Consider the following 20,667-nt stretch of genomic DNA (forward strand, 5'->3'; position numbering starts at 1 on the left):
TCAGTTTTGCTGTATAAGAGCGGAGGGATTACGTATGAATGATCTTATCGAAAATAAATACACCATTGACGGTTCGTCATTTTCCATTCAACGTATGCGCCGTTACGGCTTCTCTTCGATGCCGCGGCCTCATTCGCATACTTTCTATGAGCTGTACTGCTTGTTGGAAGGCGAGCGTGTATACTTTATTAACGGCAACGTGCATGTCGCGCAACAAGGCGACATTGTCATAATCGTCCCCCATGACCTTCACTCAACGGCAAGTTCGCAGGTGGAACAATTCGAGCGGATACTGATTCATTTCACCCCGGAATTTCTCCATGAAGCGAGCAGAAGTTTGCTTCAGCTGCCTCCCTTTCAGAAATCCGCCTTAATACGGGTACCCCGAAAGGAGCAGCCGGAGATTGAACGACTCTTGTTGCAAATGGTCGGAGAATGCAAGGATCAACACTCGTTATACAACGCTTATGTGCGCCATCTTCTCGCCGAGCTGCTGATTTGGCTTCACCGAATAGACGCCGTCAGTCCGTTATTGCCGCAATCGAGTCATCCCATGCATCAAAAGGTGTCGGAAATTACGTCTTATATTCAAATGAACTTCCGCAGCGCTCTAACGCTGGAGAAGCTGGCTCAGCAATATTTCATCAGTCCGGCCTATCTAAGCCGCATCTTCCTGAAGCTGACCGGCTTCCATATTAGCGAGTACATTCGGGTAGCCCGGATCCGTGAAGCGCAAAAGCTGCTCAGGACAACCCGTCAGAAGGTACATGCCATTGCTGAGCAGGTCGGCTTCGAACATGTTTCCCATTTTAACAAAACGTTTAAAAATGTAACCGGGGTTTCGCCCTTGCACTACAGGCAGGATCATCACTATTAACTCAATTCAACTTGATGTCTGCCAACATCGGATGCCGCCGAAACAACTCGATGCGTCGAAGCTGTTAATGGATCGGAGCATTTGATACTGGCAGAGTGAGCGCCGGATACTTCCAGCATTCTATTTTCATTCTTTCCCCCCGATCCTCCTAAGCGGACGATCTCAACCTCCTGACATTGGTGCAGCTTTACGAGGGGTCCTTCCGACGTAAACAGGCTCACATCTTCCAAAGAAAGCCTTTTTGCGTTATGGCATACGACGCCTTGGCGGGAAACGGCGTTATAATTTTGCACCTTCACTCCTTCAAGCGGCATTTCCGCTAAACCGTTTACGAGAAATGCCTTATCTGCCCCGACACAATCCACGTCTTTGATGAGAATGTTACGGAAAATCGGGGTTTCCACCGAGACCGGAAAACTAATTTCGCTCGCTGTACCCGAACCTTCTAGTCCTTCGTAAAAAAGGTTAAAGGATATCGCTTCACCTGCAATATCCGTCATACGGATTCGCTCGATGATAATATTCTCGACAATTCCTCCTCGACCTCTTGTGCTCTTGAACCGGAGTCCGATATCCGTGCCCATAAACGTACAATCGCTAATCTTTACATGGCGGACACCGCCGGACATTTCGCTGCCGATGACGAATCCCCCGTGCCCGTGGTAAACCGTGCAATTTCTAATCGTAATGTACTCACTCGGAATACCGAGCGAGCGCCCGGCCTCGTCCTTGCCAGACTTCAAACATATGGCGTCATCCCCCACGTCAAACGTACATCCTTCTACGAGCGCATAGCGACAGGAATCGATATCAAGGCCGTCGCCGTTTTGCGCATACCACGGATTTCGTACGTTGACATTCCTAATCGTCACATGCTCCGACGCCCATGGATGCAAATTCCATGCTGCCGAGTTTTGAAAGGTTGGTCCATCCAATAAAATACGGCTGCATCTCCGGAAGCTAAGCAGGTTTGGCCGCAAGTAGTCGCGATAAGGCAATAAATCTGCCGGTGTCCATTTTCCCTTCTGAGTCAGCTCTTCAACGCAGCCTGCTCCTTCCATCGCGGCTTTAGTCGGATACCATACTCCGTCCGTGTCACCAACTACCCCTCCGGAGCGAACCAACCGGTCCCATTGCATCCCCGTCATTTTCCACTGTTTTACAGGTCGCCAAGCGTCTCCCCCGCCGTCAAATACACCCATTCCCGTAATTGCTATGTGTTCTTGTCCTTCAGCATCCAGGGGCGACTGGCATCGTATCCAAGGTTTCCCTTCAAAATTAGACGCAATCAACGGGTAATCCTCGAACCGTCTGCTGAATAACACGGTCGCCCCTGCCTCCGTGTGCAGCTCAAGCCGACTCGTCAATAGAAGAGGACCGGTCAACCATAATCCTGGCGGAATGATTACCCTTCCTCCCCCGGCTTTAACGCATGCTTCTATAGCCTGGCGGAACGCCTTGGAATTGTCTGTTCGGCCATCCCCGACTGCACCGAAGTCAGTTATCTTTACGGTATGATCCGGTATATCCGGTAACTTCACATCCGGCACTTCCCCATTTAAATCGGTTATTGTTTTTTGCGATTCCATGGCATCCCCTCCATTGATTCAAATTCAATTTCCATTACCTAATTATAGAACAACAATATATTATTTTTGAGCTAATGATTTTGTCTTCTTTGAATAAAATTATATATTCTTGTCCGTTTTACAAAAGAGATTCTGTTTCAGTACTACCAAGCTGCCCATTCAAACGTTTGGACTTAAACTTTTTTAAACGCGTGAAGCACATGCCGCTTTGATACAGACAGCTCTTTTGAGCAATGTCGTATTAAGGCGGCTTTTTGCATAAATCCGCCAGATCTTGTGAGTAGATGAGTAGCATGTTCGATGAAGTTTATGAGCAGCGGCTATCAAATCAGATTGCCGAGGAGAAGAACCCCAGAAGGCGGGAACTTCTGCACAAAGGATTAGGCTACGGAACTGTAGCGTATTTGCGCTCGATCTGGTTCCCAACTATCGGAAACCTGGACTATTTGTATCCTGAGTATGAGGTTCGGGACATGAGAAATGGCTGCCGCTACCTTGATCTGGCATATGCCGGAGGGGCCAAGGGCTGTATTGAAATACAAGATTACCGAACCCTGAGCTGGCGGAAACGCTGCGCTTTGCCCGCAGAATGGTGCGTCCTTTCACACCTCGAGAACTTTCAGCGCATCTGCGGCTATCGGAACGCCACACCAGAGAAAATCTTCGTGATTTGGTTAACAAAAAATTGCTCGTCGTCGCTAGCGGGGATCAGCGATATCGTACGTAGAAGCTTGGGTAATAACCGGATCTCGAGCGATTTTTTAACGGCTGCTATGGCCTCTATTTAATCGAAAGTTAAGGCTTTGAAAATCTAACGGAGCTAAATGCTTTTATTTACGCTTAGATGGCTTACTTTCACTGAATTATGGCCAAATAAGAGTGCACATTTCCGTTAGATTATAAAAGGAGCAATTTGAACTGATTAACAGCCGCTGCTTCCGTTAAAAAACACACCTTAGCTATTAGACGACTGTATATGGTCGAGCCCAGAAGGGCTGTCTAATTCCTGATTAACCTTCCGAAGAAGCTTTATCCGACGAAGGAAATCGCTAAGGTTGAATTAGACGCCGTGCTAGCCTGTTCAGGTGCCAATAAGGCACCGATACCAGTCCCTGCGTGCGGGACGAACCCCCTGGGGTCTTCTCACGCTGGCTCTAAATACAAAAACCGACCCTTGTTAGGATCGGTTGTTTGTATGCTATGGAACTCGTATAACTCGCTTATCCGTCTTGGGATGGTCATCAACGCTCTTTTCTCTATCCAGACACATAGCTTCGGCTGATCCTAAGCTCCTTCGTTACTCGTACCAATATCCGGGGATGATCTCCCTTTCCAGTTCCAACAACTCTTTAATAATCAAATCCGCATCATGTATGGAATTCACAAGCGGATCGGTCATCATCGCTCTTCTCAATTTTGTGAAGCTCCGTTCCACAACAGCCTCCGCAGTCAGTTCGTGCGTATCCAGCACAAGCTCCTGCATGCCCCGGATTCCCCGCGGCATTTCACCCACGTGAAGCGGCTTGATGCCATCCATGCTGACTTCGCTTAAAAGCTCAAGGAACGCATCGTCATTCATGTTGGTCACCGCGCCGTTATTGAGCGAATTGATGAAGAAGCGTTTCCCCAAATTGCCGACCATGTTTTCGATAATATCCGTTGCATGATCGGGTCCGAAGGATTTCATATAATCGGAGATCGGTATATTCCCGGTAATGAAGTCGTCCACTTGCCGCCACATCTCTTCATGACGCTTATACCGGTCTTCCGTTTCCCAAATCTTTAAAGGCGGGATGGCGTCCTTCGTCTTGCCAAGCCCTTGCCAGTACCGGACGTATTCTTTGGTATGGGCCGTGCATGTCGGGATATACCCGAAAATATTATAAAGCTCATAGGTGATGGCATCGTTATATAGCGCTTTCGCGCCAGTATCCCCACCATTGTTTTCCGTAGCCGCCGACTTTCTTAATGCCTCGGCGATCGGGGTCATAACATCCATTCCTTCATACTCCGCCTTAAGCAGCCAGGTGAAGTGATTAACGCCGGCAACGCGGAAATCAAATCTCCCGTCGATCTCCTTGGTAAACTCTCTTCTATCCTGAATGATCCCCGCTCGAACCGCATAATCCGCTTTTATGTGCGGCATATGATGACTGTCGCACAGCGCGAACGATTTTAGTTTCGGCGCATATCGGCTTAACGCGATCCCATGGACGGTAGATGGATTGATGTAATTGATTACCCATGCATCAGGACAAAGTTCCTCAATGTCTTTAGCGCATTCCATAATGAACGGCAGCTCTCTCATCGCCCTGAAGATTCCGCCTGGACCGATGGTATCCCCAGAGCACATCCGAATTCCGTATTTTAAAGAAACCTGGCAATCGATGCCGCGGTATTTTACGGTATCCTCAGCAAAACTGAGAACGACGAAATCCGCGCCCTTCAATACCTGTCTCCAATTCGTCGAGCCTTCCACTTTAAGGGATACATTGTTTTCCTTTGCAACCATTTCAGCGAGCCTTACCATCTTGGATAGTTTTTCTTCGTCAGTATCTACTAAAGCAAGTGTTCCGTTATTCAAATATTTAGAGTGAACCATCTGCCAGATTGACTGCCGCCCAAAGAAAAGACTCCCAGCCCCAATGACAACTACCTTCGGTTGTGAAACTTTCGAATCCATCATGATCAAGTCCTCCTAATAAGTTATAACCTCATTATAGGAGAATGGTTTAAAAGTTGAATATGTGATAGTATCACCTTCATGTCAAATAGTACGAATATTTATGATCATTAAATTCAATGATATACTAAAATAACATGAGAAATGTCTTCTGGTAGGAGAATGGCAATGAATATGAAAATGACAAACATGGGAATTCTCAATGAATTGTCGGAATTGATCTCGCTTCGAATGAAATCCTTCTTTGAGCTTGCCCACGACGTGAGATGGATTGAACACAAGGCGCACATCGACTATGATCTTTGGTTCGTTCAATCCGGAAGCGTGACCATTACTATCGATGGTATTGAACATACAGCAAACCCGGGAGATGTGGTCTTTTTTTACCCAGGGGTTCCCTATATGGCAACTGCCACCGATAAGGGGTGCCGGTTTATTTACATTCATTTTGATTTTGAAATCGGCAAGCAAGGGCGGATTCTAAACGATTTTCAGCTCTCGGGAATCATACCGCAAGTGCTGATCCGGGAAGAAGCCATTTTGTTCGGCAAAGCCTTTACGCAATCGAGTCTATTACGAAGCATACCTGGGAACCGTTTATATTTAAAGGCTTGTCTGATGGCCGTTATTGCCAAAATTATCGAACTCTACGGACATGGCCAATATACCGGCACATTTCTGAATGGGAGAAAGTCAAGAAAAGTCGAGAGGAATTTGGACGTGCTGAAGCCGGTATTCGATTACGTTAATAACTATCTGCACAAATCTATTAAAATGAATGAGCTTGCAGTGCTTGTAGGCATATCCGAAAAATATTTTATCACTTATTTCAAAAAAGCCTTGGGCATTACTCCGGGACAATATATTTACCAGATTAAAATGAACCGGGCGAGGGAATATCTGAACGAAAAGAAATATACGATTCAACAAATTGCCAACCTTCTGGGCTATCCCGATCCTTTTACGTTTTCGAAAGCTTTTAAAAAATACTATAACGTTCCTCCCTCAAAGTTCGAGTAAAAAAGCTGAGCCAAACACTACCCTACAAGTCATGTCCAGACCTCATTTGTTGCCATCCATGCAAAAAGCCCGCTCGGATACAGGTCCGGTGCGGGCTGGAAATGCTGCAGTCAGCCGTATTTATAGGTGATGCCGTACCCCCCTTTTGGGTAAACCCAATCGATGTTGTCGTAGGGGCATGCGATCCTGCATGTGCCGCATTCGATGCAGTTTTCATACGCGACGGTCGTCAGCTTCTGCTTTTTGTCCCAATCGTACACATCGGACGGGCAAAAATAATTGCAGTCCTTCTTCACGCATTTCAGACAGTGGTCCCGTTCCTTAATGATTAGATGGGATACGTCGTCGCACTTGTAGCGGATCGTATACAGCTTGTCGGAAATTGAATCGCTCATCCGTTCATCGCCCTCCAGCCTTTGTAGCCCAGCTTTAGTAAATTCATAGTCCCGCCAGCAGCGTCCTTCATTAATTTTATGGCCATTTTTTGTTTTTGTGCCTTGGAAACCCCGTCAACCAGAAACATCTGATAAGCGGCTTCATTGAGCGCCGACGGCAGCTTGTCGAACAGCAGCTCCGGATCTTGTTCCTTCAGCAGCTCATGCATCCCTTTATATTTCCTCAAGTCCTTCTCGATAAACGAGCTTCGGATCTTCTTATCGTACAGCTGCAGCGTCTCCCGGGAAAAATCATTCTTCAGTTTGGCCTCGACGATAGCCTCGCCTGCCAGCCTCCCCGACGTCATGGCGAGGTTCGTGCCCTCCCGGTGAACGAGATTGACCATCTGCGCCGCGTCACCCGCGATCACCCAACCGTCTCCGGATAGAGGAGGCATCGAATGATAGCCGCCCTCGGGGATGAGATGCCCCGAGTATTCCAGCACCTCCCCGCCCTGAATCAATTTACGGATCATCGGATGCTGCTTGGCCGCCTCCAGCACGGCATACGGCTTGATTCGCTTCTCCCGCAGCTGATCGACCATGACGCCGATGCCGAGCGAGAGCGTCTCCTTGTTCGTATATAAAAATCCCATCCCCGCCATCCCTAAAGAGGTCTCGCCGATAAACTCGATCGTGACACCCTCGTCGCCTTCCAGATTGAACCGGTCCTGAATTTTCTCCCTCGGAAGGGCAATCACCTCCTTCACCGCGAGCGATACCTCGTCGGGCCGCCATTCCTTATGCACGCCGAGTGATTTGCCTAGCAAGGAATTGACACCGTCCGCAATGACGACGACGTCGGCGTACAGATCCCCGTCGTCCCGATCCGTCTTCACGCCGACGACGCGGCCGTCTTTTCTAAGCAAATCTACCGCGACCGTTTGATAGACCGGGATAGCCCCGGCCTGGACCGCCTTGTCGGCAAACCACTGGTCGAACTTCACCCTGAGCCCGGTGAAGCAGTTATAAGGCGCCTTGTAGGCTTCGTTCCGGTGGCCGAACGTGGTCACGGATTCCTTGCCCATCATCCATACCCGCTGCTCGACGATGTAGCGCTCCATCGGGAACCCTTTTTCCGTCCAAAATTCGGGGATCATCTCCTCCAGCTGCTTCCGGTACAGCACCCCGCCGAAAATATTTTTCGAGCCTGGAAACTCGCCCCGCTCCAGCAGCACGACGCGCAGCCCTGCCCGGGCCATTGTCAGCGCGGCGGCTGCGCCGGCCGGTCCGGCGCCGACGACGACAGCATCAAACTTTTCGTTCATAACCCTTCACCTCCTCCCGCAAAATCGCTCGTTTCTTCTTCACTTCGGCCGTGATGGCAGGGACGATTTTGAACAAATCCCCGACGATGCGGTAATGTGCGGTATTGAAAATAGGCGCTTCCGGATCTTTATTAATCGCCACGATCACATCCGAATTGGACATTCCGACAATATGCTGAACCGCTCCGGATATGCCGATGGCAAAATAAAGCTTCGGTCTTACGGTGCAGCCGGTTTGCCCGACCTGATGTTCATGCTTGATCCAGCCCGCATCGACGGCTGCCCGGGAAGCGCCGACGATTCCCCCGAGAGCGTCGGCCAGCTCCTTCAGCATGGCGAAAGGCTCCGATCCTCCCAGCCCCCGACCGCCGGCGACGATAATTTCCGCTTCCTCCAGATTGATTTTGTCGCGTTCCTGGATGAAATCCAGCACCCGCGTCGCAATTTGCTCCTCGGTCATCCCGTTCGCGATGCGGATGACCTCGCCTTCGCGGGTGGCATCACGCGGCAGCGCCTGGAACACGCCCGCGCGGGCCGTAGCCATCTGAGGCCGATACTGCTTACACAAGATCGTAGCCATCATTTTCTCCGAAAAGGCGGGGCGGCTAGCGAGCAGCAGCCGCGACGGCGGCGGCTCGACATCCAATTCGGTCGTATCCGCAGTCAGTCCGGTCGGCAGGTGGGTGGCGATCGCGCCGGCCAAATCCCTGCCGGTGCCCGTCGCGCCGAACAGACAAATTTCAGGCTTAGCCTCTCCGATGACCTTCATCGCGATACGGCTATAAGGCCTCGTCCGGTACGCTTTCAGCTCGGGCGCCTCGCACAAAAATACTTTGTCCGCACCGTAATAAATCGCTTCCTGCGCCAAATGCCCCACCTCGTGCCCGATGACTAGCGCCATCAGTTGAACCTCCAGCTTCTCGGCAAGCCTTTTCCCCTCCCCCAGCAGCTGCCAGGAAATCTTCTTGGCTTCCCCGTCCCGCTGCTCCACGACAACGAGCACGCCACGGTAATCGGACCAATCGGACGTTTGTTCCGCATCTCTTGCAGCAGTCATCTGCATCCCCTCCTAAAGGTTACGTCCACCCGAATCTTTCCGGCAGATCGCTCTCCCACAGCTTACCTACCAGCTCCCCGGCCACTTGCTCGGGAGAATCGCCGCTTACGATTTGGCCGTTTATTTTTCTGACTTCGGGCACCCAGGTTTTGCTGACGATCGTCGGCGATCCTTTTAAGCCGATCTTGGCGTTGTCCAGATCGGGGAAATCGGCGGTCGTCCATATGTACGGCTTGTAACCGGCAGCCCGGATCATGCCCGGCAGCGAAGCTCTGCGGACTTTGTTCAGCTCCTTAAGCGCGGTAATAAGCAGCGGCATGGAAGACTCAACGACCTCAAGCCCGTCCTCCAAATACCGGTGAACGGTAACTTTCCGACTGATGGGGTTCACATCGGCGACCTTTCCCACATACGTCAGCTGCTCCAGGTCCAAGCGGCACGCAATGCCGGGGCCGACCTGCCCGGTATCCCCGTCCAGCGTTTGCTTGCCGCAAAACACAATGTCCGCTTTCCCCCACAGCTCCTCTACCTTGCGGATCGTCCGCGCCACAACGTAAGAAGTCGCAAGCGTATCCGCGCCTGCAAACTTCCGGTCGGTGACGAGAACGGCCTCGTCCGCGCCGAGCGAAATGCATTCCTTCAGCGACTTCTCGGCAGGAGGCGGCCCCATGGTGACGACCGTGACTCTGGCGTCATGCTCATCCTTGATGCGCAACGCCTCTTCCAGGCCGTGCAGATCGTAGAAATTGACGATACTCGGCACGCCCTGGCGGATTAACGTATTGTTGACGGGATCGATCCGGATTTCCCGGCTGTCGGGAACCTGCTTGATGCAAACGATAATATGCAGCACTCGTCGCACACCTCCTAAAAGTTTTTACGGCTTCACTGAATCGACTTCCGTCAACGAGCAAAAACTCGCTTCGGAAGCATAAGTCAAATCTTCTCCCAGTCGTCCCAGTACGGATGAACGTACTTCTCGGTCAGCTCATCGTTACGGGAGCTTGTTTTGATCGCTTCCGAAAGTCTCCATGCTTTGTCAAAGGTTGAGGGGACCGTCGTATAGAAGAGCGGAGGAACGAGCCAAAAGACCCTCTCTTTCGCCACCGGGTAAACGATCGTTTTCCAGCCGGCGTCGATTTCATCCTCTTCCCACATCAAGGCGATAAGCCAGTTCGCGAATGCATGGCGCTTCCCGTCATTGCGGATGTAGATCTCGCCCAACTGTTCCTTGTCGCGCTGCCCGATCGGAATATGCGGTCTTTGGAAAAAGCTCTCCAGATTCAGGAACTGGCCCATGCTTACAGCCCCCTCGCCATTTTTATAAGAGCTTAACGATTAAGGCTTTTAAACGCTTTCATATTTACCATGGCGTGGTAAGGTTACGGTTCATTATATGCGGGACCGGGGAAATCTTTCTTTCGTTCTTCCATTACGCAAAAAAGACACCCGTAAAGGTGTCTTCCGGAAAAAACTATGCATGCAATCCCATGCGTTGCGGACGTATTCCGACTAAGCTAAGATGGAAGAAAGGAAACGGAGGTTCCGCCCATGAATTTTCCTCCCATACACATGGACCATATGGACGTGAAGATCCCTTTCGGCGATCTTATGCTGAACATCCTTTACGTTCGATTCGGCTATTTTTACAGCTCATTTCGGGAACACGCACACAGCAACAAAAGCTACGAGCTGCATTTCATTCCGCAAGGGCAAGGCACCTTGGTCGCAAACGGCCAACGTTATCCGATATCGGCTAACACCCTTTTTATGACCGGTCCTGATGTGACTCACGAACAGATTACGAATCCTGAAGACCCCATGGCCGAATATTGCATTTGCTTTGAAGTGATCGGGGACATCGAAGGCTTGGCTAACAAGACTACGAAGGAGCAGGACCTCGCGCACATGGCAGATATCGTAGTCCGTACGCCGTTCTGGATCGGACAGGACACACAGCAGATGCTGCCATTGTTCCAACAGCTAGCACATGAAACCACGCAACAACATATAGGATATTACTCGATGGTAATCGGGATCATTGAGCAGTTAATTATCAGGCTGGTCCGAAATTATACAAGCAATCAGCCTTCGCTTCGTCCCGTACAGCTAAAAACGCTCGACGATAACCGGCTCGTCATCATCGAGAACAGCTTTCTAGGCGAATATGCAACGATTACGCTTCAATCCCTGGCCGACAGGCTCGGACTTAGCGTGAGGCAGACGGAAAGAACGCTAAAAAGCCGCTACGGCGTATCCTTCACGCAGAAGCGGCAGCAGGCGAGAATGAGCGCGGCAGCCTATTTTCTTGCGACAACGCCAATGTCTGTAAGCCGTATCGCCGAACAAACCGGTTTCGCGACGCTTGAACACTTTAGTCAAACCTTTAAAAAGCTTTATGGAATAACGCCAAGCGCTTATAGGGAGCATCATAAGCTCTCATAAACAATCGGTACTCTGTGTCGGGCGTTGGATGCGTTCCCTATACTCCCCGGGCGTTTGGCCAACATATTTACGGAATACTTTATAGAACGTGCGGCGGTTTTCGAAACCTACGCAGGCTGCGATCTTCTCGAGAGCAACTTGGTTCCTGCCGGCAAGCAATTCTTTTGCTTTGTCTATTCGGCATTGATTAATGTAGTGTACGAACGAATCGCCTGTCTCTTTCTTAAATAATTGGCCGGTATACGCCGGATGAAGATTCAAGTAAGCCGCCGCGTCGGACAGCGAGATATCCTTCATAAAATTATTGTGTATATAGTCCTTCAGCATTTTGACATGCTCGCTAAACGAGTCTTGCGCGGCATCCTGTTCCTGCTCGCTAACGGTTGAAGCATGGGGATGCTGCCGTCCGATAATGTCAAGGGACATGAGCTTCAATAGCTCGATAAGCTGCCTCTCGTCAATCGGCTTCAGCAAATATTCCGCAACCTGCAGGCGTATCGCATCCTGCGCGTATTGAAAGACGTCGTATCCCGAAAGAATGATGAATCGCGTGACATTCCTTGTCTTTGCCTGGCGAATGAAGGAGAGGCCGTCCATTTCCGGCATCTGAATATCGGTAATGATGACGTCCGGCCGGAAGTAGGCCATCATGTCCAGCGCTTCCGTCCCATCGCAAGCTGTCGCGATCCTCGTAAATGCCGTATTCGCTTGCTCGACCATGTCCCTGATCCCCGACAGAATAATAGGCTCGTCATCCACAATCATCAGCTTGAGCATGGCTATCCTCCTCCAGCATAAGTTTAAGTGAGCATCTCGTCCATTCGCCGGTCTTGCTTTCGATGGACATTGCCGATTCTTGGCCGAAATAAGCTTTGACTCTTTCCGCCACGTTGTTAAGCCCTATCCCCGTACCTTGATGGATGAATGCGGCAGCCGGTTCTCCGTTTATCTTTTTTCTCAATCTCTCGATCTTGTCCTGCCCGATGCCCTTCCCGTTGTCGCATACCTCGATGAGCGCGAAGCCTTGGTCTTGCGTCAGCCGAACGGCGATTTGCTTGCCTCCCTTTTTCCCGGACAATCCATGGAGCAAAGCGTTTTCAACAAGCGGCTGCAAAATAAATCGCGGGCAACGGAGCGATAAGAGGCGTTCGTCCAACTCGAATTCAACCTTCAAATCCCGCATCCGGATTTGGTGGATTGCGATATACGAACGGACATGCTCAACCTCTTCCTTCAGCGTCGTATCGGCCGTTTTGGATAAGCTGTATCTCAGGAGATTGCCTAATGAAAATGCCATCTCAGCTACCTTATGATCATGGTTGGATCTGGCCAGCATTCGCATCGTCTCCAGCGTATTGTACAGAAAATGAGGCTGAATTTGCGCTTGCAGCATTTTGAAATCCGCCTCCTTCTTCAGCAATTCCACCTTTTGGACGCGGTTGACCAGTTCATCGATGCGCCCGATCATTGCGTTATAGTTCGAAATAAGAAAGCCGATCTCATCCTTGCCGGGCTTGCCGGTATAGGGATTGCCTAGAAAATCCTGACTGACCTTCCTCATGTGCCGGGACAGCAATAAGATCCGTTTCGTCAACGACGATATTAGCACGTAATAGAAAACCGACAGAATAATAAGCAGCGCAGCTCCCGCACCCGCCCACCACAGCTTGGTCCACATCGTTTGGAAAAGGGTGTCCTGCCGGTTTACCTCGACGAGGGTTAAGCCAAGCCGCGCCGCCCGCACCGTATTCACTAGGAGCTTACCGCGGTCTGCCAGAAACGACTTGTCTTCCCCGCGCCGGATGGCCGCTTGAATATTCGCGAGCTGCACGGGGCTAAGCTGCGTATCCCTGACCGCGTAGACAATCTCCCCATCCGAGCCGGTCAGCAGGATCGCGTTATTCGGATGCATGGCGCTTAGCGCTTGAATAAATTCCCCGATTAGCGCAGGTTTCACCAGTATTCGGAGAATTCCGAGCTCGCTGGTATACGTGTCGTTATAGAGCTTATGGTAATAGGTCAGGACGGGACCGGAGGCCGATTCAAAAGATTTCTTCCACAAACCTTTGGCAGGACGAAGACTTGCCATATCCTCCGCGCTTAGCATGTCGCCAAGCTCCGAATAGTCCCCGAATTCAGGAACGGAGAGCAGCAGCTTCCCGGTTTTCGGATACGCAATGATCTGCTTGACCATCGGCTCCCCGAGGGAAGCGAAAGAGAAGGCGGGACTGATTTCCTTCAGAAATGAATAAATAAGCTCCCGGTCATCTGTATAATCGCCCCGCAAAAAATCAATTAATGCGGTATTGTTCTGGTATATGGAATACAACGACTCGATTTTGGCCATGTCAGCGTCGAGGTTAGCGGCCTGCTGCTCAATATTCTGCTGATTGGTCATTTGATACTGTGTCATTAATCGCTCATGCAATTGATTATAAATAAAGATCGCAAAGACAAGGAACGGGAGCACAACGAGAAAAAGATAGCCTATAATCATCTTGGTGCTGATGCGCATCATCGACTCTCCCCTGGACAAGTTGGTAAAAATCGAAGGAGCTCATAGGAAAAGCAGCCCTCTAGTGAGCCTGCTTTTCCTATGAGCTTTAATGGTTTGCGTTACTTCGTCAACGCATCATACTTTTCCTTTAATGGACCGTATTGCTCGGTCGCCCATGTCTCCAGCTTCGCCATGCCTATTTTCTCCGCTTTCTCCAGCATGTCCTCATACGCCCGCAAAGCTTCTTCCTCCGTCGGCGCCAAATACACCTTCGTAACCTCCGTCCTCACCATATTGTCGATATTGGTCCGGATGATCTGCTCGGGCGAATCGGTTTCCGGATTAATCATCCCTATGGCCGGGTTAAACGTCGTAATTTTGGAGTAGGCCTCCCCTTGACGTGTCGTCTCCGATCCGCTTTTATAGGAGCTCAGAGCCATACCGACGCCGGTTTCCGTCGGTACTCCCCACCAATACACGCCCTTTTGCTTCAGAACCTCCAAATCCTGAACATTGTAGTTGAACTCCGGATAACCCGCTTCATTCCATGTCCAGTCTTTCCCTTCAATTCCCCATTCAGCCAACCGCCAGCCTTCCTCCGAATACAAATACTCCAGGAATCTTACCGTCGCCTCCACGTCCCTGTTATCCTTCGTCACATATACGCCGAGTCCGCCGGTTCCGGTGCTGATGACGGATGCCTTGTCGCCAAGCGGCTCGGCAAGCTGTACGAATTCTAAACCGCTTTCCTTACCGCTAGCGTTAAGACGGTCCGCGCCGGAATAAGTCCACGTATAAGCAAAACCCTTGCCGGCCAACATCATTTGCTCGGTTTCAGACTCATTTTTGTAGGCGAAATTCTCAGAAGTAACAAACCCGTTGCGGTACAAGCTATTTATATAGAGCATCGAATCGCGAGTCGCATTCTGCCTGAGGGAATATTCGATCTTGCCGTCTTTGTCGACAAAGCCTCCCGCAGCGCCGAATTGGGTATCGAAATAAGGCCGCTGCCAGTTCGGGTTCAAGATAAGCGGCACCATCTCGGGATGCTTCTCCTTGACTGCGGCGAACACCTTATCCAGATCGTCAATCGTCTTGATGGACGGATTGCCGAGCTCCTCCAAAATGTCCTTGCGCATCGTCAATCCAGGTACCATCATATGGGCGTAGGGATTGGCCTTCCACTCTGCTTCGGAAGAGAAATCGTTGCGGATCGCGTAATAATTGCCGTCGCTTACCGTGTTTACAAGCTCTTTGACCGGGTCGAACTTCACGTTTGGCGCGTGTTTCGGAAAGATTTCATTGTAGGGCAAACTTAAATTTCCGTCTGACATAAGCTTGAAGTTAAAGGATACGACGATGTCGGGCAAATCGCCCGAAGCAACCATCAAGGCGAGCTGCTTGTCGTCGGTTGCCACCGTCACCTTTGGCTTGACGCCGGTTGCCTTCGTAATAGCCTCCGGTATTTCGCCCGTCCAATCCTGGAACGGGTACCAGGTGGCATCCACGAACATCGTCAGCTCGACCGGAGGCTTGGAGCTATGGCCGGTCCCATTCCCGGTCGCACTTTCCTCTCCGTTATTGGCCTTGCCGCTGTTTGCAGGCGCATTGCCGGCGTTGCCGCTGCATGCCGACAAAACCAATGACATTGCTGCGACCAGAACGATAAGTAATCTAAAGCTTTTGTTCATTTTTATACCCCCATGCTCTTAATTATTTTAAGGATGCCCGGCTTCCTTCAGCAAGACAACCGAAAAACCATATTCGAAATTAGCCTTTGACCGAGCCAAGCATCATGCCGGATACAAAATATTTTTGCAGGAATGGATAGACGCCGAGAATCGGGACAATGGAAACGACCATTGCCGTCGCTTGAATCGAGAACGGTGTAACGCTAGACCTTGACATTGCTGCCGACTGGGCTTCGCCCGATGGAACCATCGTCTGATTAATCACTTGCATCATGCGGTAGGTTAGCGTTCGCAATCCCTCATCCTGTACGAAATAAGCCGAATCAAGCCATGCGTTCCATTGCCCGGAGCCGATGAACAAGCTCATCGTCGCCAGAAGCGGCATGGAGACAGGCAAAATGATTTTAGTGAAAATGCGAACCTCCGAGGCGCCGTCGATCCTTGCCGATTCACCAAGCTCCTCGGGTATTTCGGTGAAGAACGTGATCGCGATCAGCAGGAAAAACAGGTTCAGCATGCCCGGAATGACGTAGACGCCGAACGTATTAATTAAGCCCAGGCTTTTCAGCACGATGTAGAAGGCAATTAATCCCCCGGAGAAATTCATCGCCACAACGACGATCAGGAAGTAGCTTTTGCGGAAGATCAAGTCGCGCTTGGCTAGTCCGTAGGCGACAATGCCGGTGAACAGGACCCCAAGTGCGGTTCCTACGATCGTACGCAGCATCGAAATTCCGAATGAGCTGATCCACTTCGGATCCTCGAGAAAGTATAGATAGTTGCCGAGCGTAAATTGCCGCGGCCAAAAATACATGCCGCCGACCGCGGTGTCCGTGCCCGAATTAAGCGTAATCAATAGGATGTAGTAGAAAGGATAGAGCGTCACGAAGACGACGATAAAAAGAATAACGGAAATGATCGTGTCCAGCACCCGGTCTTCGGTCGTTTTTTTTCGGCGCATGATGGTTTACCACTCTCCTGTTTCTTATGTTGCTAGAACAACCCGGTACCCGAGACGCGCTTCGCAATGGCATTGCTTGTGAAGATTAAGAAGACAGAAATAACGGATTGCATAAGATCGATCGCAGTCGCAAACGAGAACCTCCCCTGCGCTAAACCGATCGTGAACGCGTAAGTCTGAATGATCTGCGAAGTCTCGCTGTTAAGGGTATTACCAAGCAGCATGGATTGCTCGAAGTTCGAACCGACCAGCCCGCCGCCCAGCATGTTTCCGATCGTCAATATCAACACAACGATGCTTGCGCCCTTTAACCCCGGCAGCGTGATGTGATAGATTCTTCTGAGCCGGCTCGCGCCGTCCATCTCCGCCGCCTCGTAAAGTGACGGGTCGATGCCGGCAAGCGCCGCGAGGAAAATAATCGTCCACCACCCCGCTTCCTTCCAAATTGCCGTCGAAACCGCGAGCGCCCAGAACGAGTCCGGATCCGTCAAAATATTGAGCGGCTCCTTGATCAGATGCAGGGATAGCAGCAGATCGTTGAAGATGCCGAACCCCGACGAGAAGAAGGCATATGAGATGCCGGTTACGACGACCCAAGAGATAAAATGAGGCAAATAACTGACGGTCTGCACGAACCGCTTTAGAAACACATGCCTTACTTCGCTAAGCAGGATAGCGAACAGAATCGGTATCGGGTACGAAAAAACGATTTTCAATACGCTCAAAACGAGCGTATTGCGCACCAGCATCGGGAAGTTATAGTCGTTGATCAATTCCTTAAAGTGCGTCAGCCCTGCCCAAGAACTGGTGAATATACCGTCGATGCCGGTCGAGATTTTATAATTTTTAAATGCGATGATAATGCCGAACATCGGAATATAGCTGAACACCAGCAGAAAAGCAAGTCCGATCCATACAAACAGCTGGAAGGGAAGCTGCTTCTGAAACCGCTTTATAAACAGGTCGTTTTGAATGATTTCCGCCTCTCCTTTCGATTTTCTTTGTGTGGGCTAACCGTCTGCCGCCTTCCTAACTCAAATTATAAAAGCGCATACATTTTGTGAAAACGGTTCATTTCGCAGGTTTTGGTGTCCTTTTTCAAGATGGCGCATCCCTTTTTATTTTCCAATTCAAAGAGCCCTTGCTTCCGGTTCTTCCAGTGCCAGGGCTCTTTAACGAATAGCTTTACTTAGCAAGATTAAGCCAAATTAAATACAACTGTAACATCAATCCCTGCATTCAGCGTTAAATGGACGTATTTTCCAAGCCCTTCCTGAATTACCTTTATGGCACTGCCGTTAACTACTGCATCAGTCCAAGGTATGCCCGCTTGTAATTTAATCGCATTATCATTTTCGCTTGAATGGAGCGTAACGCGCACCGTTTTGGATAATAGATCCCAGGTTAACTCCTTAACCTCAACCCGGGTTCTTGCCATGAGTCCATTAATGGATCCCACTTTCCAGTCGGAAGGCAATGCCGGCAGAACCTCGATTTCGCCCGTATTCGAGAATAGTAACGCTTCATTTACTGCCGCGACGACGCCAAATGCCGTATCCGTGCAATACGTGTTGTTTCTTCTGTTTGTATCATGGTCTGTCATAAGGGAGGCGTAATATCCGGTCTCGGTCATCATTGGCAATAGCGATGAAAGCACTCCGTCACCATTTTTTAACCTCGCATTGACAAGTGCCTTATGCACCCAGCCATGCCCCGCAGTCGCATCCTGCGTATTGTATTTGTCTCTGTTCTCGAGCGCGATCTTTGCAGCTTGAGCCAATGCCCTATCATTTTGCGTTTCATAAGCCGGCCAAGCCGGATACAGATGGCTCAGATGCCGATGATTGTTATTCTCCGTATATTCGCTCATCGCCCATTCACGTAAAGCGCCATCAACATCATATTTGTAATCAGGCAGCAGCTCTAGCAAGGCTTCCCATTTGGCGATTGCGGCTTCATATCCGTCCCGTTTTACGACCTTTTCCAACATGATGACCATTTGAAGTCCGTCTCTCGCTGCCGAAATATCCATGGCGGCATTGGCAGTAATCGTGCTGTTATAGCCGATCGGGTTATTCTCCGGCGAGTAGGCTGGGATAATCATATATTTTTCGCCTGGATTTAATGCCGTTTTGCCGTTCTGATGGCAGGCATTGCCGTTCCTATCCGTGTAGTATTCCGGTGTGCAAATCTGTTCCCAGAAATTAGCCTGCTTTGTAAGCAGAGGGAGCAAAATATCCTTTTCCAGATCCAAGTACCCTCGGTTTAGGATCTGCGCGAATTCTTCATCGGTCAGGCCCCCGTCCCTGACGCCGAGAAGCAGCTGCAGATCATGTATCCTCATGTTAGCATGGATCGGAATGTGCCGGTTGCCGTAACACTGCCAGTATTCATAGATGGGCAGCAAACACCAGCTTGCCCCGGCATTCCAGTATTGAAACGGATAGTCGTTGTCATATTCCACATGCATCCCGCGGTCACCGTCGGAGTTGACCGACACCTGCAGCGCATCGTTCATCCCGTACGCCATCCGCGCATTGTATTCAAAGTCCGGTGCGTTCCTCAAGAAAAACGTGATATAACCAAGCTGCGCTTCGGTTAGATGGCCCGTATTCATCGACGCGACCTGCAAATTGACGTTGGCATCAAGGGTGTAGATGCCTCGCCAGCCGGGATTCCATTCACCGGTCCACATCCCGTACAAGCGAGGTGCGCTGGTGCCGCTGCTGCATATCATGGCATATCTTCCCTGGTTGTACGCCTGCTCCATAAACGCAAGATTGACTTTGGTCGCCGTCCCTTTTTGCGCGTTGATCAATGCCAGGTTGTCCGTTAGCTTGTCGTCCCCGTGAATGAACAAGTTCACGGCGTTGAATTCAGATGCGTGGTTTTGGGCATGGGGCGCGAGAGCGGCGGCGTAATCGAAATGACCGGATGCGTCCTTATATTTGCCGGCAACAGCATTCGTATTCCGATATAGTTGATCGACGATTTCGTACCGCGACATCCCGGCAAAATCTTCGGTTTTGCCCATTCCGTGGGTCCGGTCGGTTTGCGTGATTAAATAGACGGCATCCGCGTTAATAATTTGAACGGCCGGATTCTTCTCGGAACCGACGTTCATCGGTTCGTTCGTGTCAGGGAGCATCACTCTCTTCCTTGTACCGTTTACAACGACGACCTGCGTCAATCCGGCGTATCCTCCGTCGATCAGCTCGCTCCCGGGATAGGAAGGATAATGCACGACCTGCGCGATATACGCTGCATCGGGATCAACCAGTTTTTTATATTGGAGTGCCGTAACTTCGGAGCTTTCATTATGCGCCCTGCACATATTCGAAATGTCATCGATTGAGATCAACATATTAATCTTTGCGCCGGTGGAAGATTGCGTAATCTTCGTGATCGACACGTTGTCCGCCCTGGACGTAAACGATGTTCGAATCCACGTGCCATGCTCGTCGTCGTAGCGTACCCCCGTCTCCGCCGTTTCATAATTCGTCCACCGTTCATAATCCGACACGTTCCCTTTATTCGCCATGCTAAGCCTGAGCTGGTGACCGGGGTGGTAGCTGTAAAAAAAGGTTCTTCTTCTGGTCGTACCGTCCGGAAACGTAATTTTCCACTGGTCATTTTGGTTAAAAACGTTCCGCCGGGCTTCGGCAAGCTGCCCCGTCAACTCCTCCGGAATCGCTCTGGGATGGTTGGAAGGATAGTTGAACCACATATTTTGAAATATAAAGCTGTCCGTATAAGGTGAACCTGAAGTAATATAACCGTTCTCGCCATTGCCGCTAACCATGCCATCACGCCATTCGAAGCCCGGAGCGGAAGCCGGAACCTCCGTGTAGGTGCTGGCGAAGTTTCCTTTTGCATACATGCGTGTATTTGATAAACCGTTCGTCATCTTGTTCTCCTCCTAATCTATTAGGCCCAGCCTATAGAAATAATCATATAAATACATACGGCGGTACGTTATGCATCTAGACGACGAATGTAGCGTAGAAGATGTCGCATTTTCACAGAGGAAGTCCTTTGAATACGAATAGCTCCTAGTTCCTCATGCATAATCCTTGCAGGTCATAATTTAAATAGAAGAAAAAAACACACCTTACTGACCAGTTGATCAGTAGGATGTGTTTTTG

Annotated in this window: 17 protein-coding genes; 4 read left to right on the top strand and 13 right to left on the bottom strand. The window is 50.2% G+C overall.

Going from position 1 to position 20,667, the window contains the following annotated elements:
- Positions 1-34 precede the first annotated feature (34 nt).
- Positions 35-877, top strand: coding sequence for a helix-turn-helix transcriptional regulator (locus tag DFP97_RS08050; RefSeq protein ID WP_114379477.1), 843 nt, complete (start codon positions 35-37; stop codon positions 875-877).
- Here DFP97_RS08050 and DFP97_RS08055 read toward each other — a convergent pair.
- Positions 874-2,466, bottom strand: coding sequence for a glycoside hydrolase family 28 protein (locus tag DFP97_RS08055; protein WP_114379478.1), 1,593 nt, complete (start codon positions 2,464-2,466; stop codon positions 874-876). The two genes, DFP97_RS08050 and DFP97_RS08055, sit on opposite strands and share 4 nt — an antisense overlap.
- A 284-nt stretch (positions 2,467-2,750) precedes the next feature.
- Between DFP97_RS08055 and DFP97_RS08060 the strand changes: the two genes are divergently transcribed.
- Positions 2,751-3,254, top strand: coding sequence for a hypothetical protein (locus DFP97_RS08060; protein WP_425453504.1), 504 nt, complete (start codon positions 2,751-2,753; stop codon positions 3,252-3,254).
- 509 nt (positions 3,255-3,763) lie between these two features.
- Here the strand turns inward: DFP97_RS08060 and DFP97_RS08065 are convergent.
- The gene (locus DFP97_RS08065; protein WP_114379479.1) at positions 3,764-5,152 is read right to left on the bottom strand and encodes a family 4 glycosyl hydrolase; all 1,389 of its coding nucleotides are present in this window, start codon (positions 5,150-5,152) and stop codon (positions 3,764-3,766) included.
- A 165-nt stretch (positions 5,153-5,317) separates the two neighbouring features.
- Here DFP97_RS08065 and DFP97_RS08070 point away from each other — a divergent pair, with 165 nt between their 5' ends.
- Positions 5,318-6,169, top strand: coding sequence for a helix-turn-helix transcriptional regulator (locus DFP97_RS08070; protein ID WP_114379480.1), 852 nt, complete (start codon positions 5,318-5,320; stop codon positions 6,167-6,169).
- A 110-nt stretch (positions 6,170-6,279) separates the two neighbouring features.
- On the opposite strand, the gene DFP97_RS08075 is transcribed toward DFP97_RS08070, so the two are convergent.
- The 5 genes from DFP97_RS08075 to DFP97_RS08095 form a co-directional block, all read right to left on the bottom strand.
- Positions 6,280-6,564 carry a ferredoxin family protein gene (locus DFP97_RS08075; protein WP_114379481.1) on the bottom strand — a complete coding sequence of 95 codons (285 nt, stop codon included), beginning with the start codon at positions 6,562-6,564 and terminating at the stop codon, positions 6,280-6,282.
- Positions 6,561-7,871, bottom strand: a complete 1,311-nt coding sequence (locus tag DFP97_RS08080) for an FAD-dependent oxidoreductase (RefSeq protein WP_114379482.1) — start codon at positions 7,869-7,871, stop codon at positions 6,561-6,563. The genes DFP97_RS08075 and DFP97_RS08080 overlap by 4 nt, the downstream gene beginning before the upstream one ends.
- Positions 7,855-8,928, bottom strand: coding sequence for an electron transfer flavoprotein subunit alpha/FixB family protein (locus tag DFP97_RS08085; RefSeq protein ID WP_245975998.1), 1,074 nt, complete (start codon positions 8,926-8,928; stop codon positions 7,855-7,857). Before DFP97_RS08085 ends, DFP97_RS08080 begins: the two co-directional genes overlap by 17 nt.
- Positions 8,929-8,947: 19 nt before the next feature.
- The gene (locus tag DFP97_RS08090; protein WP_181873404.1) at positions 8,948-9,781 is read right to left on the bottom strand and encodes an electron transfer flavoprotein subunit beta/FixA family protein; all 834 of its coding nucleotides are present in this window, start codon (positions 9,779-9,781) and stop codon (positions 8,948-8,950) included.
- An 83-nt stretch (positions 9,782-9,864) separates the two neighbouring features.
- Positions 9,865-10,227, bottom strand: a complete 363-nt coding sequence (locus DFP97_RS08095) for a hypothetical protein (protein ID WP_114379484.1) — start codon at positions 10,225-10,227, stop codon at positions 9,865-9,867.
- Positions 10,228-10,479: 252 nt separating this feature from the next.
- Between DFP97_RS08095 and DFP97_RS08100 the strand changes: the two genes are divergently transcribed.
- Positions 10,480-11,373, top strand: coding sequence for an AraC family transcriptional regulator (locus DFP97_RS08100; protein ID WP_114379485.1), 894 nt, complete (start codon positions 10,480-10,482; stop codon positions 11,371-11,373).
- Here DFP97_RS08100 and DFP97_RS08105 read toward each other — a convergent pair.
- The 6 genes from DFP97_RS08105 to DFP97_RS08130 form a co-directional block, all read right to left on the bottom strand.
- Positions 11,368-12,150 carry a response regulator transcription factor gene (locus DFP97_RS08105; protein ID WP_114379486.1) on the bottom strand — a complete coding sequence of 261 codons (783 nt, stop codon included), beginning with the start codon at positions 12,148-12,150 and terminating at the stop codon, positions 11,368-11,370. The two genes, DFP97_RS08100 and DFP97_RS08105, sit on opposite strands and share 6 nt — an antisense overlap.
- On the bottom strand, positions 12,125-13,891 hold the full coding sequence (locus DFP97_RS08110; protein ID WP_114379487.1) for a sensor histidine kinase: 1,767 nt from the start codon (positions 13,889-13,891) through the stop codon (positions 12,125-12,127). Before DFP97_RS08110 ends, DFP97_RS08105 begins: the two co-directional genes overlap by 26 nt.
- Positions 13,892-13,989: 98 nt before the next feature.
- The gene (locus tag DFP97_RS08115) at positions 13,990-15,561 is read right to left on the bottom strand and encodes an extracellular solute-binding protein (RefSeq protein ID WP_114379488.1); all 1,572 of its coding nucleotides are present in this window, start codon (positions 15,559-15,561) and stop codon (positions 13,990-13,992) included.
- Positions 15,562-15,640: 79 nt separating this feature from the next.
- On the bottom strand, positions 15,641-16,522 hold the full coding sequence (locus DFP97_RS08120; RefSeq protein ID WP_114379489.1) for a carbohydrate ABC transporter permease: 882 nt from the start codon (positions 16,520-16,522) through the stop codon (positions 15,641-15,643).
- Positions 16,523-16,554: 32 nt separating this feature from the next.
- On the bottom strand, positions 16,555-17,394 hold the full coding sequence (locus DFP97_RS08125) for an ABC transporter permease subunit (protein ID WP_114379490.1): 840 nt from the start codon (positions 17,392-17,394) through the stop codon (positions 16,555-16,557).
- 326 nt (positions 17,395-17,720) lie between these two features.
- Positions 17,721-20,429: a glycosyl hydrolase family 95 catalytic domain-containing protein gene (locus DFP97_RS08130; RefSeq protein WP_114379491.1), complete on the bottom strand. Its 2,709-nt coding sequence runs from the start codon at positions 20,427-20,429 to the stop codon at positions 17,721-17,723.
- Positions 20,430-20,667: the final 238 nt, after the last annotated feature.

Origin of the sequence: Paenibacillus prosopidis, assembly GCF_003337375.1 — a bacterium.
GTDB classification, from domain to species: Bacteria; Bacillota; Bacilli; order Paenibacillales; family Paenibacillaceae; genus Pristimantibacillus; species Pristimantibacillus prosopidis.

Coding starts and splice junctions, on each gene's coding strand:
- DFP97_RS08050 (WP_114379477.1), top strand. CDS start 35: ATGAATGATCTTATCGAAAATAAATACACCATTGACGGTTCGTCATTT.
- DFP97_RS08055 (WP_114379478.1), bottom strand. CDS start 2,466: ATGGAATCGCAAAAAACAATAACCGATTTAAATGGGGAAGTGCCGGAT.
- DFP97_RS08060 (WP_425453504.1), top strand. CDS start 2,751: ATGAGTAGCATGTTCGATGAAGTTTATGAGCAGCGGCTATCAAATCAG.
- DFP97_RS08065 (WP_114379479.1), bottom strand. CDS start 5,152: ATGATGGATTCGAAAGTTTCACAACCGAAGGTAGTTGTCATTGGGGCT.
- DFP97_RS08070 (WP_114379480.1), top strand. CDS start 5,318: ATGAATATGAAAATGACAAACATGGGAATTCTCAATGAATTGTCGGAA.
- DFP97_RS08075 (WP_114379481.1), bottom strand. CDS start 6,564: ATGAGCGATTCAATTTCCGACAAGCTGTATACGATCCGCTACAAGTGC.
- DFP97_RS08080 (WP_114379482.1), bottom strand. CDS start 7,871: ATGAACGAAAAGTTTGATGCTGTCGTCGTCGGCGCCGGACCGGCCGGC.
- DFP97_RS08085 (WP_245975998.1), bottom strand. CDS start 8,928: ATGACTGCTGCAAGAGATGCGGAACAAACGTCCGATTGGTCCGATTAC.
- DFP97_RS08095 (WP_114379484.1), bottom strand. CDS start 10,227: ATGGGCCAGTTCCTGAATCTGGAGAGCTTTTTCCAAAGACCGCATATT.
- DFP97_RS08100 (WP_114379485.1), top strand. CDS start 10,480: ATGAATTTTCCTCCCATACACATGGACCATATGGACGTGAAGATCCCT.
- DFP97_RS08105 (WP_114379486.1), bottom strand. CDS start 12,150: ATGCTCAAGCTGATGATTGTGGATGACGAGCCTATTATTCTGTCGGGG.
- DFP97_RS08110 (WP_114379487.1), bottom strand. CDS start 13,891: ATGATGCGCATCAGCACCAAGATGATTATAGGCTATCTTTTTCTCGTT.
- DFP97_RS08115 (WP_114379488.1), bottom strand. CDS start 15,561: ATGAACAAAAGCTTTAGATTACTTATCGTTCTGGTCGCAGCAATGTCA.
- DFP97_RS08120 (WP_114379489.1), bottom strand. CDS start 16,522: ATGCGCCGAAAAAAAACGACCGAAGACCGGGTGCTGGACACGATCATT.
- DFP97_RS08125 (WP_114379490.1), bottom strand. CDS start 17,394: ATGTTCGGCATTATCATCGCATTTAAAAATTATAAAATCTCGACCGGC.
- DFP97_RS08130 (WP_114379491.1), bottom strand. CDS start 20,429: ATGACGAACGGTTTATCAAATACACGCATGTATGCAAAAGGAAACTTC.